At 71.9% G+C, this 13,318-nt stretch carries 11 protein-coding genes; 5 read left to right on the plus strand and 6 right to left on the minus strand.

Translation table 11 applies throughout. The features are described from left to right. Positions 1 to 193 precede the first annotated feature (193 nt). The 4 genes from RI211_RS11685 to RI211_RS11700 are packed head-to-tail and all read right to left on the minus strand — an operon-like array spanning position 194 to position 4,385. Entirely contained in the window at positions 194 to 1,216 is a 1,023-nt protein-coding gene (locus RI211_RS11685; RefSeq protein ID WP_268776837.1) for a hypothetical protein, read from the minus strand. Beyond that, positions 1,213 to 2,448 carry a sensor histidine kinase gene (locus tag RI211_RS11690; protein WP_187661923.1) on the minus strand — a complete coding sequence of 412 codons (1,236 nt, stop codon included), beginning with the start codon at positions 2,446 to 2,448 and terminating at the stop codon, positions 1,213 to 1,215. Before RI211_RS11690 ends, RI211_RS11685 begins: the two co-directional genes overlap by 4 nt. After that, complete coding sequence (locus RI211_RS11695) at positions 2,438 to 3,097, minus strand: response regulator transcription factor (RefSeq protein ID WP_071329676.1); 660 nt, start codon at positions 3,095 to 3,097, stop codon at positions 2,438 to 2,440. The genes RI211_RS11690 and RI211_RS11695 overlap by 11 nt, the downstream gene beginning before the upstream one ends. A gap of 43 nt (positions 3,098 to 3,140) precedes the next feature. Beyond that, a complete protein-coding gene (locus tag RI211_RS11700; protein ID WP_315637982.1) occupies positions 3,141 to 4,385 on the minus strand; it encodes a class I SAM-dependent RNA methyltransferase in 1,245 nt (414 codons plus the stop codon). A gap of 23 nt (positions 4,386 to 4,408) precedes the next feature. On the opposite strand from RI211_RS11700, the gene RI211_RS11705 reads away from it, so the two are divergent. Then, positions 4,409 to 5,044: a Maf family protein gene (locus RI211_RS11705; protein ID WP_268776835.1), complete on the plus strand. Its 636-nt coding sequence runs from the start codon at positions 4,409 to 4,411 to the stop codon at positions 5,042 to 5,044. 78 nt (positions 5,045 to 5,122) lie between these two features. Next, entirely contained in the window at positions 5,123 to 6,889 is a 1,767-nt protein-coding gene (locus tag RI211_RS11710; protein ID WP_315637981.1) for an ATP-binding protein, read from the plus strand. A gap of 97 nt (positions 6,890 to 6,986) precedes the next feature. Here RI211_RS11710 and RI211_RS11715 read toward each other — a convergent pair whose 3' ends face one another. After that, on the minus strand, positions 6,987 to 8,435 hold the full coding sequence (locus tag RI211_RS11715) for an NAD(P)H-quinone dehydrogenase (RefSeq protein ID WP_025105680.1): 1,449 nt from the start codon (positions 8,433 to 8,435) through the stop codon (positions 6,987 to 6,989). Between the two features lie 48 nt (positions 8,436 to 8,483). Here RI211_RS11715 and RI211_RS11720 point away from each other — a divergent pair, with 48 nt between their 5' ends. From RI211_RS11720 to RI211_RS11730, 3 genes are read left to right on the plus strand one after another with little or no spacing between them, the layout of a single operon-like run. Further along, positions 8,484 to 9,317, plus strand: a complete 834-nt coding sequence (locus RI211_RS11720; RefSeq protein WP_315637980.1) for a purine-nucleoside phosphorylase — start codon at positions 8,484 to 8,486, stop codon at positions 9,315 to 9,317. Beyond that, positions 9,314 to 10,984 carry a phospho-sugar mutase gene (locus tag RI211_RS11725; protein ID WP_315637979.1) on the plus strand — a complete coding sequence of 557 codons (1,671 nt, stop codon included), beginning with the start codon at positions 9,314 to 9,316 and terminating at the stop codon, positions 10,982 to 10,984. The genes RI211_RS11720 and RI211_RS11725 overlap by 4 nt, the downstream gene beginning before the upstream one ends. Before the next feature lie 2 nt (positions 10,985 to 10,986). Further along, positions 10,987 to 11,250 carry an HPr family phosphocarrier protein gene (locus RI211_RS11730; RefSeq protein WP_187661928.1) on the plus strand — a complete coding sequence of 88 codons (264 nt, stop codon included), beginning with the start codon at positions 10,987 to 10,989 and terminating at the stop codon, positions 11,248 to 11,250. 3 nt (positions 11,251 to 11,253) lie between these two features. Here the strand turns inward: RI211_RS11730 and RI211_RS11735 are convergent, their stop codons facing one another. After that, the gene (locus tag RI211_RS11735; protein WP_315637978.1) at positions 11,254 to 13,176 is read right to left on the minus strand and encodes a BglG family transcription antiterminator; all 1,923 of its coding nucleotides are present in this window, start codon (positions 13,174 to 13,176) and stop codon (positions 11,254 to 11,256) included. Positions 13,177 to 13,318: the final 142 nt, after the last annotated feature.

The raw sequence follows: 13,318 nt of genomic DNA on the forward strand, positions 1-13,318 counted from the left end.
GGTCGTCGTGTTTTGTCCCCCAAAATACCTACAGACAACCGTTGCACGACCCCGCAGACTGAAGGGGACGCTTCGCGTTCGGCTGGTCTCTCTGTCCCAGGGTAGACAGACGCTGACCGGCCACCAGCGGACGGTTTTCGGGTAACTGTCCGCACGGCGAGGGGCAGGCGGATTCGCCGCCCCTCGCCCACTCTCACTTCCGTGCGTCGGAGGCGGTCTCACGCCGCTGTCTGGCGATCTCGTGCCACAGGTCCACGGAGTCGTCGTCCGAGGCCCGCAGGCCCGCGCGGCCGACGACGGTCACCGCGACGAGCGGATCCCGTGCGGAGCGGATGATGATCCGGCCGGTACCCGCGCTGCGCAGGACCGCCGCGAGTTCGTCCCGGATCTCCATGCGCCGCCCCTCGTCCACGCCGTCGAGCCCACCCTCGTCGAACACGGTCACCGAGGCACCGTGGCGGCGCGCGGCGTCGATCGCATTGCGGACGTCGTCGTTCAACAGGTCCGCGCCGCGCAGCTCGTCGCGCAGACGTCCCTCAGCGAGCCGGGCTTCCAGGCGCTCGTCGTCGTCGAGCAGCCCGCGTGAGGCCACCACCCTGCTGAGGATCGGGCCGGCGACCGCGAGGGCGAACTGCGTCCGCAGCCGACGCTCGCGCTGGCGGACGCGCTGCGTCGCATGCCAGGCCGACACGGCCTGCTGGATCTCGGACAGGCGCTCCGTGTCGCTGACGGCGCGATCCCAGAACATCACCAGCAGCTGGGCGACCGCCACCCACATGATCGAGCCCACCACGCCGAGGTTCATCGCCACGCCCATGCCCAGCGCGAGCGACGCGGAGACGACGAGCACGGCGAGCGTCGTCCAGCCCACCCAGGGCCGGCGCCGGACCACGCACACCACGCCGAGCAGCCCGAGAGCGCCGATGTACCAGGTGGCGAACGGCGCCGTGCGATCGTCCGGTTCCAGCGAGAGGGTCACGAGCGCGGGGATCACCGCGCTCACGGCCAGCGCGAGGAGCGCCGACCACAGCGGCATCCGGACCGTGGCCGGGCTGCCGAGGATCGCGATGTTCACCACGACGAGGTACGCGGCGATCGCGAGGACCATGAGCAGCGGTGCCGTCGGCTGCTCGATCCACCAGATCCCGCGGGCGACGAAGTACAGCGCGAACCCGACGGCGAGCGAGGTCGCGACACTCCGCACGGTCCGGTTCATGAGCGCTCCCAGCCCAGGGTGACGACGGTGCCGCCCTCGTCGGAGGAGATCCGCGCGGTGCCGGCGACACCGGCCATACGGGCGAGGATGGAGGCGCGGATGCCGAGCCGATCCGGACCGATCGTGTCGACGTCGAACCCGTTCCCGGTGTCGGAGACCGTCACGGCGATGCCCTCGTCGCCGTGACCGACCACGAGGATGTGCAGGCCGCGCCCGTGGGCGTGTGCGACCGCGTTGCCGATCGCCTGCCGCGCCGCGAGCACGAGAGCCCTCGCTGCGCGCCCCGGGATGAGGCCGCTCCCGCCACGCTCCTCCACGATCGCGTCCGCGCCGAGCTCGGAGAGGGCCCGTCGCAGCTCCACGACGATCTGCGCGGCGCCCACCGGCTCATCGCTGCCCTCCTCCGCGACCGCCGCCTCCGTGTTCGCGAGCCGCGTGAGCGCCTCCCGCGCCATCGCCACGGCGAGCTCTCTCGCCCGCTCGCCCTCCGCGCGTTCGGCGGCGATGAGTGCGGCCAGCACGCTGTCGTGCATGAGCGCCGACATCGCCACACGCTCCTCCTCCGCCGCCGCGGCGGCCGCCGCCGTCGCATACGACGCCACCGCCGTGCCCCGCGCCTCGTCCACGCCCGCGGCGACCGAGCGGAACATCCAGCCGAGCGAGACGATCACGACGCCGAGGATGAGCGTGAAGGAGACGTCGAACGCCGTGGTCACCCAGAACTCCCGCGAGAAGTCGCCCTGCACCAGACGCACGTACCCGTAGACGAACGGCACCCCGACCGCCCACGCGAACTGCAGCCGCACGGGGAAGGCCAGCATCGCCGCCACGACCCCGACGTTCACGAGGAAGAAGATCCACGGCTGGTCCCCCGCCACCTTGTCGGTGGGATCGACGACGACCGGCCATGCCGCGAGCGCGAGGACGTACACGACGGCGAAGACCCCCGCGGCCAGGCGCACGCCGCGTCCGACCAGGCAGGCCACGAGCATCGCCGCCAACGGCACGAACACGGCGATGAGCATCGCGATGTGCGGCACGTCCGCGCGGGACATCGTGTGCACGGCCGCGATCAGCGCCTGCGCCCCGAGCACGGCGGAGCCCAGGGCGACGACGATCGCGAGGATGCGCTCCATCCGCTTCCCGGTGAACCGCTCGAAGCCGTTCTCCGCGCTGCCGGGAGACGGGATCTTGCTCCAGGCGTCGCGGACGCTCAGCGGCTCAGCGGGCACTCGGCGCCCCATCGGCCGTCACGATGCCGTCCTCCATCGCGCGCCGCAGCAGATCGACCTTGGTGGGCGCCGGCCGACCGACCTCGACGTACTTCACCCGGATCCGGGTGATGTTCTCCTTCGCCGTGGAGTACGCGACGCCCAGGCGCTCGGCCACGGCCTTCAGGGGCAGGCCGGTCGCGTACAGGCGGAGCACCTCCCGCTCCCGGGTGGACAGCTGGGCGTCGGCGAACGCGCGGTCGCCGTCGACCGCGCTGGCCCATTCGACGTTGTTCAGAGCCTCACCCTGCGCCACGGTGCGGATCGCATCCAGCACGTCGTCGAGGGCGGAGGACTTGCTGACGACTCCGGCCGCGCCGGCCGCCAGCGCCTCGCGGACGGCTGCCGGACGGTCGGCGACGCTGTGGATCACCACGCTGGCGCCGTCGGCGACGAGGGACACGACGTTCTCCGTGACCGTCGTCCCGTCCCCCAGCGTGAGGTCGAGCACGACGACGTCTGCGGGCGGAGCGCCCGTGGACGAGCGCCACACGAGGTAGGAGCCGACCGTGCTCCCGGTGAACACGACGGTCTGCCCGTCCCTGGCGCACGCGGCCTCGAGGCCGAGGCGGACGGACTCGTGGTCGTCGATGAGGGCGACGGTGCTCATGCCCACAGCCTAGTGAGTCGCGGACCCGGGGTCGGGAATGCGCTCACCGGGTGAGCAGGGCGACGACCTCGAAGTGATGCGAGTGCGGGAACAGATCGAAGCCGCGGAGGGCACCGACCTCCCACCCCAGGCCGCGGAAGGTGCCGAGGTCGCGGGCGAGGGCCACCGGGTCGCAGGCGACGTAGGCGATCGCGGACGGACTCAGCGCATGCACGCCCTCCACGACCGCCCGCCCGGCCCCCGACCGCGGCGGATCGAGCACGACGGCTCCCGTGACGCCTCCGCGTCGAGGCTGCTGCAGGAAGCGGTCGACGCGAGCCGTGACCGCCGTCACGTCGAGCGGGGCGAGGTTCGCGGCGGCGTGCTGCGTCGCCCGGCGGCTGGACTCCACCGTGACGACATCGGTGCCGCCGAGATCCGCGAGGGTCCGCGCGAAGAGGCCGACGCCGCCGTACAGGTCGTAGTGCGTCGCGTCCGGCTCCACATGCCCGTCGAGCAGCCCGTACACGGCACCGTCGAGGACGGAGGCGGCACGGGGGTGCACCTGCCAGAACCCTCCGGCGTCGACGTCGAACGTGCGGTCACCGACGCGTTCCTGCATGACCTCGGGTGTCGGCCGAGGACGACGATCCCGCGGTGAGCGCCGCTCGGCCTCGGGGTGGCGGAGGATGCGCACCCGGCCGTCCGCGGGCTCCACGAGCTCGATGCGTCCGGCCTGCTCGCCCTGCAGGTCCAGGGCGAGCTCGGCGATCGCGGGGCGGGCGAGCGGGTGCGTCGACACCGGGACGACGCGGTGGCTGCGGGCCGCGAAGGGGCCGATCCGTCCCTCGTCGTCCACATGCAGGGTCACCCGCGTGCGCCACCCCGTCCCATCCCCGGACTCCACGGCCTCGATCTCCGGCGCCTCGAGACCGGGTCCGGCGAAGCGGTCGAACGCCTCCGCCAGCACCTGACGCTTGAGCACGCGCTGCTGCTCGAGGTCGATGTGCCCCAGGTCGGCGCCCCCGGGCCGCTGGGCGGGGTCGTGCGCGACGTCCGCCTCCGGCCAGATATGCGGCCGCCGATGCGGAGAGGCCTCGAGGACCTCGATCGTCTCGGCGCGCCAGAAGCTGCGGGTGTCGGGCTCGCCGGCGCCGGCGGACGGATCCAGCAGGCGGGCACGGACGCGCTCCCCCGGGATCGCATCGGAGACGAAGACCACGCGACCGTCGTGACGGGCGATGAAGGTGCCTCCGTGGGCGATGCCGGTGATGTCGAGATCGAGCACGTCGGCTGCGGAGGAAGTCATCCTTCGAGGATACGGTGGTCTCCATGCGCGTCTGCCTCGCCTCGACATCCCCCGCCCGGCTCATGCTGCTGCGTCAGGCCGGCATCGAACCCCTCACGCTGTCGCCGGAGGTGGACGAGGACGCCCTGGCCGCCGCCGCGGAGGAGCGCATGGGCCCCGTCGCACCCGCCGACCTCGTGCTGCTGCTCGCTCGCGCCAAGGCCGCCGCCGTCGCCGAGCGGCTGGCCGCCGAGGGCGTGTTCGACGGCATCGTGATCGGCGGGGACTCCATGTTCGCGCTCGGGGACCGGGTCTACGGCAAGCCCTACACGCCGGAGGAGGCCACGCGCCGGTGGCAGGAGATGCGCGGCGCCACCGGCGTGCTGCACTCCGGGCACTCCGTGTTCCGCGTCTCCCCCGGCGCCGAGCCCGTCGAGGCGACCGCTGTCGCGGAGGCCGCCGTGACGTTCGCCGAGGACATCAGCGATGAGGAGATCGCCGCGTACGTGGCATCGGGGGAACCGCTGCACGTCGCCGGAGCCTTCACCGTGGACAGCCTCGGCGGCGCCTTCATCACCCGGGTCGAGGGCGATCCCTCCACCGTCGTGGGGATGTCACTCTCCACCGTGCGCCGTCTCGCTGCCGATCTCGGAGTGCGGTGGACGGATCTGTGGTCGTAGACTCCCCTCCACGTTTTTCCCTCTTTCTTGTCGAGAGTCGTCAAAAGTATCGGGATGCTACTCGCTAGGCTGACAACCATGCCTGAAATCGCGAAGGTGCTCGTCGCCAACCGCGGCGAGATCGCCGTCCGCATCGTCCGTGCCGCTCGTGACTCCGGGATCGCCTCGGTCGCCGTCTACGCCGACCAGGATCGGGACGCGCTGCACGTGCGCCTCGCTGACGAGGCGTATGCGCTCGGTGGCGCGACCAGCGCCGAGACCTATCTCCAGATCGAGAAGATCCTCTCCGTCGCCCGCCGCGCCGGCGCCGACGCCGTGCACCCGGGCTACGGATTCCTCGCGGAGAACGCCGAGTTCGCGCGCGCCGTGATCGACGCCGGGATGATCTGGATCGGCCCCTCGCCGGAGGCCATCGAGGCGCTCGGCGACAAGGTCACCGCCCGCCACGTGGCCGAGAAGGTCGGCGCGCCCCTCGCGCCCGGCACCCCCGGCCCGGTCTCCGGTGCCGACGAGGTCGTCGCCTTCGCGCAGGAGTACGGTCTGCCGATCGCGATCAAGGCGGCCTACGGCGGCGGCGGTCGCGGCCTCAAGGTCGCCCGTGAGCTCGACGAGGTCGAGGAGCTGTTCGAGTCCGCCACGCGCGAGGCGGTCGCCGCGTTCGGCCGCGGCGAGTGCTTCGTGGAGAAGTACCTCGACAAGCCCCGGCACGTCGAGACCCAGTGCCTCGCCGATGCCGAGGGCAACGTCGTCATCATCTCGACCCGCGACTGCTCGCTGCAGCGTCGACACCAGAAGCTCGTCGAAGAGGCACCCGCCCCGTTCCTCACGCCCGAGCAGAACGAGAAGCTCTACTCGGCGTCCAAGGCCATCCTCAAGGAGGTCGGCTACGTCGGTGCGGGCACGTGCGAGTTCCTCATCGGCGCCGACGGCACGGTCTCCTTCCTCGAGGTGAACACCCGCCTCCAGGTCGAGCACCCCGTGTCCGAGGAGGTCACCGGCATCGACCTCGTCCGCGAGCAGTTCCGCATCGCCGCCGGCGGCACGATCGACTACGACGACCCCCAGCCGCAGGGCCACTCCATCGAGTTCCGCATCAACGGCGAGGACCCTGGTCGTGGATTCCTCCCCCAGCCCGGCCCCATCCACGTCTTCAAGACCTTCGGCGGCCCCGGCATCCGACTCGACTCCGGTGTCACCGCCGGGGACGCGGTCTCCGGCGCGTTCGACTCGCTGCTCGCGAAGATCATCGTCACCGGCAAGGACCGCGCCGAGGCCCTGGAGCGCTCGCGCCGGGCCCTCGACGAGTTCGAGGTCGCAGGCCTTCCCACTGTCATCCCCTTCCACCGCAAGGTCGTCCGCGACCCCGCCTTCACGGCCGAGGACGGGACGTTCGGCGTCTATACGCGGTGGATCGAGACCGAGTTCGACAACGACATCCCCGCGTGGGACGGCGAGCTCGAGGCTCCGGCCCCCGCGAACGCCCGGCACACCGTGGTCGTCGAGGTCGGCGGCAAGCGGCTCGAGGTCAGCCTGCCCGATCGTGTCGCCGTCGCCCCCGGCACCGCGGGACGCCCTGCGGCGGTGCCACCGTCGCGTCGCAGCCACGCCACGGTCGCCAACGCCGGGGCCTCCGGCGACGCGGTGAAGTCGCCGATGCAGGCCACGGTCGTCAAGGTCGCCGTCGAGGAAGGGCAGCAGGTCGTCAAGGGCGACCTCGTCGTCGTCCTCGAGGCGATGAAGATGGAGCAGCCGCTGCAGGCGCACAAGGACGGCGTCGTCGGCAGCATCGACGCCGCCGCTGGCACCACGGTGTCCGCCGGCCACCAGCTCCTCACGATCTCCTGACACGATCTCCTGACACGCGAGACCCCGCTTTCACGCCGAGACCCCGGGCTGCAGATGTCTGCAGCCCGGGGTCTCGGCGATTGCGCGGGGTCTCGGGTCAGGAGATGTTCACGAGGTGCATCGCGCGGCTCGCGTCGGTGATGCTGCTCGACAGCGAGGGGTACGCGGCGAAGACCCGGGAGACCTGGTCGACGGTGAGGCGACGTTCGACCGCGATCGCGATGGGGTAGATGAGTTCGGAGGCCTTCGGTGCCACGATCACGCCGCCGATCACGGTGCCGGAGCCCTTGCGCGCGATGAGCTTGACGAAGCCGTCCTTGATGCCCATCATCTTCGCGCGCGGGTTGGCGGCGAGCGGGAGCTTGTAGACCATGCCGTCCGCGAGGCCGTCCTCCACGTCCTTGACGCCGTAGCCGACGGTCGCGATCTCCGGCGCGGTGAAGATGTTGGAGGTGATCTTGATGAGCTCGAGCGGGATGACGATGTCGCCCAGCGCGTGGAACACCGCCGTGCGACCCTGCATCGAGGCCACCGAGGCCAGGGGGAAGAAGTTCGTGCAGTCCCCGACCGCGTACACGTTCGGCACCGAGGTGCGCGCGACGCGGTTCACCCGGACATGGCCCGAGTCGTCGAGCTCGACGCCGGCCTCCTCCAGGCCGATGCCGGCCGTGTTCGGGATGGAGCCGACGGCCATGAGGCAGTGGCTGCCCTCGACAGTGCGACCGTCGGACAGGGTCACCGTGACGCCGTCTCCGGTGACCTCGACCTTCTCGGCACGCGACTTGGACAGCACCTGCATGCCGCCGCGCTTGAACACCTTCTCGAGCACGCGCGCCGCATCCTGGTCCTCGCCGGGGAGGACCTGCTCGCGGCTGGAGACGAGCGTGACCTTCGCACCGAGGTTCATGTAGGCGGAGGCGAACTCGGCACCGGTCACGCCGGAGCCGACGACGATGAGGTGCTCGGGCAGCGCCTTCATGTCGTAGAGCTGGGTCCACGTGAGGATGCGCTTGCCGTCGGGCTTGGCGGAGTCGAGTTCGCGCGGCGAGGCGCCGACCGCGACGACGATGGTGTCGGCCTCGACGCGGTCGAAGTCGGTGCCCCGCTCGCCCGTGGAGACGACGATGGCGTTCGGACCCTCCAGACGGCCGTGACCGGAGAGGATGCGCACGCCTGCGTCGAGGAGGGTGGTGCGCATGTCCTCGGACTGCTGACCGGCCAGCGCCACGAGGCGCTTGTTCACCGCCGCGAGGTTGATGGCGATCTCCGGCTTCAGGGGCTTGCCGTTCTCGCCCTTGGCGTAGAAGTTCACGCCGAGGTCGCTGGCCTCGGAGATGGCGACCGCGGCGTCCGCCGTCGCGATGAGGCTCTTCGAGGGCACCACGTCGGTGAGCACGGCGGATCCGCCGACACCGACGCGCTCGACGAGGGTGACCTCCGCTCCGAGCTGGGCGGCCGCCAGGGCCGCCTCGTAACCGCCGGGTCCGCCGCCGAGGACGGCGACGCGCTGAGTGCGCTCGAAAGTGGTGGAAGACATGCTCTCCATTCTTCCGCAATCCTGGCACCGGAGCCTGCCACTTCCTAGAGTGGATCCATGCCTGAAACCCACAGCAACCCCCTCGACGACCCCTCTGCGAACCCGTTCGAGGTCGCAGCCGAAGCCGCCGCCGACATCGCGCGGCTGACCGGCGTCGAGAAGCACGACATCGCCCTCACGCTCGGCAGCGGCTGGGGCAAGGCCGCCGACCTCATCGGCGAGACCGTGGCGACGATCCCCGCCACCGAGGTCACCGGGTTCTCGAAGCCCGCTCTGGAGGGCCACGTCGGCACGCTGCGCAGCATCCGCACGCCCGGCGGGAAGAACGTCCTCGTCATCGGTGCCCGCACGCACTACTACGAGGACCACGGCGTCCGCCGGGTCGTGCACAGCGTCCGCACCGCCGCAGCCACCGGCGCGAAGATCATGGTGCTCACCAACGGCGCCGGCGGCATCAGGGAGACCTGGAAGCCCGGCCAGCCCGTGCTGATCAGCGACCACATCAACCTCACCGCCGACTCCCCGCTGGAGGGCGCGACGTTCATCGATCTCACCGACCTCTACGCGAAGCGCCTGCGCGACATCGCCCGTACCGTCGACCCCACCCTCGACGAAGGCGTCTACACGCAGTTCCGCGGCCCGCACTACGAGACCCCGGCCGAGGTGCAGATGGCCAAGCACATCGGCGGCCACATCGTCGGCATGTCGACCGCTCTCGAGGCGATCGCGGCGCGCGAGGCCGGCATGGAGATCCTCGGGTTCTCGCTCATCACGAACCTCGCGGCCGGGATCCAGCAGACCCCGCTCAGCCACGCCGAGGTCATCGAGGCCGGACGCGAGGCGGAGCCGGTGATCTCCGACCTGCTGGCCCGGGTGGTCGAGGCCCTGTGAGCGAGGAGCGGCTCGCCCAGGCCCGCGCCTGGCTGCGCCAGGACCCCGACCCGCAGACCCGCGACGAGCTGGCCGGCATCATCACCCGCGCCGCCTCCGGGGATGAGGCCGCCACGGCGGAGCTCGACGACCGCTTCGGCAGTCGTCTCGCGTTCGGCACGGCCGGGCTCCGCGGCGCGCTCGGGGCGGGAAGCAACAGGATGAACCGGGTGCTCGTCTCCCAGGCCGCGGCGGGCTTCGCGGCGTATCTGCGCGAGCGGGCCGCGGGCGCGACCCCGACCGTGGTGATCGGCTACGACGGCCGCCGCAACTCCCGGGTGTTCGCCCAGGACTCCGCGGAGCTGTTCGCCGGTGCCGGCCTGCGCGCGATCCTGCTCCCCCGCCTGCTCCCCACCCCCGTGCTGGCCTTCGCGGTGCGGCACCTCGGCGCCGACGCCGGCGTGATGGTGACCGCGAGCCACAACCCGCCGGACGACAACGGCTACAAGGTGTACCTCGGCGGCGCGGATCACGGTTCGCAGATCGTGGCTCCCGCCGACGCCGAGATCGCCGCCCACATCCAGCGCGTCGCGGACGGCGGAGACGTGCGGACCCTGCCGCGGTCCACGGCCTACGAGACCGCGGGCGAGGATCTCGTCCAGGCCTACGTCGCCGCCACCGCGGCCGTCGCCCCCGCACCCGCGGCAGGCCGCCGCCTGCGCTGGGTCTACACCGCGATGCACGGCGTCGGCTGGGAGACGTTCGCGCGCATCCTCGACGCTGCCGGCTACCCGCGGCCGATCGTGGTCGACGAGCAGCTCCACCCGGACGCGACGTTCCGCACGGTGTCCTTCCCCAACCCGGAGGAGCCGGGCGCCATGGACCTGGCGTTCGCCACGGCCCGGAGGGCGAAGGCGGACTTCATCCTCGCCAACGATCCGGACGCCGACCGGCTCGCCGTGGCCGTCCCCGACGACACCGCCGCGGACGGCTGGCGACGTCTGACCGGCAACGAGGTCGGACTGCTGCTCGGCGCCCGCGCCGCGCGTGCCGCGGCCGGAACTCCCGGGGCCTCGCTCGCGTGCTCGCTCGTCTCCTCCCCCGGGCTCGGCGCCATCGCCGCCCACCACGGGTTGGACTTCCACGAGACGCTCACCGGGTTCAAGTGGATCTCGCGGGCGCCCGGCATCGTCTTCGGCTTCGAGGAGGCCCTGGGCTACCTCGTCAACCCCGAGACCGTGCGCGACAAGGACGGCATCTCCGCCGCGGTCGCCGTGCTCGGGCTGGCCGCCGAGGCGCAGGAGCGCGGGCTGACCCTCGCCGACCTCGTCCGCGAGGTGGGCGACACGTACGGTCACTTCGCGAGCTCCCAGGTGTCGGTGCGGGTGGCTGACCTGTCGCTCATCGGCACGGTGATGCTGTCGCTGCGCTCGCTTCCGCCCACGCAGATCGGCGGACGCTCGATCGCGTCGACCGAGGACCTGCTGCAGAGCGCACCGGGGCAGCCCTCCGGGGACGTGCTGCGGTACCGGCTCTCCGACGGATCCCGGGTCATCGTGCGCCCGAGCGGAACGGAGCCGAAGCTCAAGGTCTACATCGACGCCGCAGCCGACTCCGCGGAGGGTGCGGCGTCCGCCGTCGCCGAGCTGGAGGCCGGTGTCCGGGTCCTCCTGGACGAGCGCTCCTGACCATGCCCGTCCGCCACGTCGTCGTCAGCGCCCACAACGGGGTGCACGCACGACCGGTCGCGGAGCTCGTGCGCCTCGCGCAGGCGCACGAGCTCCCGGTCACGCTGCGCACCGCCGGCGGCACGGCCGTGGATCTGCGCAGCGTCCTCGCGGTGATGGACCTCGCCCTCGCCCCCGGGGACGCCGTGACCCTGGAGACGCCGCCGGGCCCGTCGTCCGAGCGCGTCCTCGCGCAGCTCGCCCTGGTGCTCGCGCCCGACGCCTGAGTCTCAGCCGTCGATCACGGCGACGAGCTCATCGAGGAAGCCCTCGAAGGTCGCCCCGCGGCGGACGATCCGTTGCACGCTCTCCCGCTCGCTGAACACCTCGACGAGCTGCTCGAACACGGTCTGGAAGGCCGCCCTGTCGCTCTCGCTGAAGGCGGCGAGCGCGACGACCTGCACGCGTCCGTCCCCCCAGGCCGCCGACCCGTCCGCGACGCCGAGCGCGATCGCCGTCCGGGTCGCGGTCATCTGCAGCGCGTGCGGCACGGCGAGTGCGTCGGTGAAGGCTGTGGACGACATGCGCTCGCGCACGATCGTGTTCTCCACGTAGTCGTCTCCGATCAGCCCCGCGCGGACCAGCGGCGCGCCGAGCTGCCGGATGATGGCCTCCTCGCCCTCGTCAGGGAGCGGGTGCACGAAGGCATCGGGGTGGAAGTAGCGCGCGAGCTCCTCCCGGAGCCGGGCGAGCCGTCGACCGCGGCGCAGCCGCCCTGCGGCCTGCTGGATGCGGTCGACGTCGGCGTCCGTGAGGAACGGCTGGATGCGCACGAACCGGTCGCCGGAAGCCCCGGGTTCGATCGTGCTCAGCACGAGGTCGGTGTCGAACGACGCCCAGTCCGGGTCGACGTTCGTGACGACGCTGGTGACCTCGATCGCGGAACCCAGCGAGCGGTCCACGCTCGAACGCAGGAGTTCGTGGAGTTCGTAGTAGCCGGGGCAGACGATGGTCGCGGTGAGGATGGACTCCGCCTTGCGGCTCCGCTCCAGCCGTCCCCCGACGTGCATGGCGATGTAGGCGATCTCGTCGTCGTGGATGGGCGTGCCGAGCCAGTCGTGCAGACCGCTCGCGATCGACACCGCCACCTCGAAGATCATCGGATAGGTCGTCTTCAGCGAGCGGGTCAGCGGGTTCCGGGTGAGGGCGCTCTCCTCGGCGCGGCGCAGGAGGTTCTGCACGTGCAGCGCGAGGCGGAGCACGAACGTCTCGTCGACGAGGTCGACGCGGTAGTCCTCCGCGGCCCGCGCGATCTCCGCTCTGACCGCCGCCTCCACGTCCGGGGCGACGCCGCTGCGGGCGAGCTCCTGCGCCGCCTCGCCGCCCGGCGCGACGATCCGCGTCAGGACCAGGGAGGCGAGGTGACCGCTGTCGCCCTCGCCCAGGACCACGGCGAAGTGCTCGGCGGCGAGGCGGGCGATCACCGCTCCCACCCGCGGGATCTCCGGTCGAGCTCCCACGGGGGGTGCCTCGAGGGCACGGCCGGCGGCCACCCGCTCGGCGGCGATCGCGATGTGCAGGAGCACGTCGGCGATCGCGAGTTCGTTGACGTAGTAGCCGAGTTCGCCGAGCTCGCGCACGAGGGCCGACTTGAAGGGTCCGACCGCCTGCGCATCGACCGCGGTCCCGGAGAGGGCCCGCCGGAAGATCTCCGGGTGGAACGACGCGTCGTCCATCTCGTCGTGGGCGAGGCGGCTGAGTAGGCGGCGCTGGGCGGCCTCGTCTCCGCGGAGCCGCACCCGCTCACGGGCCCGGTCGAGCGTCAGGTCGGTCCCGTCGAGGAGCCCGCGCACGCGCACGAGGTCCGCCTCCAGCGTCGCCTCGCTCACGTGCAGCGCATCCGCGGTGTCGAAGACGTCGATCCCCTCCGGCTCGTCCAGGAGCAGCCGGACGAGGGCGTGCAGCCGTTCGCGCGGGGCGGAGTCGCCGCCCTGCCGGACGCGCAGCGCACCGCGGGCGCCGGGACCCGCCCGATAGCCCGCGGGGCCGGACTCGACGACCGCGGCGCCCGGCGTGCGGGCGTTCAGTGCCGCGACGTAGGAGCGGATGCTCCGCGGGGTCACACCCAGGAGATCGGCCAGCGTGCCTGCGGTCGCCCAGCCCTCCTCGCGCAGCAGCGCGGCGAGGAGCTGGTCCCGACGCTGGCGCGACATGGTCCCTCCGAGTTCCCGTGCTGACGGCACTGTCCGACTGCTCTCCATGATGACAGCCTCCGGCGGCACGGGCGCGGCGAGGAGCATTCCGCAGGGGCGGAAGAGAACGTGTTGGTGCCGCCGTGGTCACGTTTCCCAGACT

It is taken from the genome of Microbacterium meiriae (assembly GCF_032364335.1).
In the GTDB taxonomy this organism is placed as follows: Bacteria; Actinomycetota; Actinomycetes; order Actinomycetales; family Microbacteriaceae; genus Microbacterium; species Microbacterium meiriae.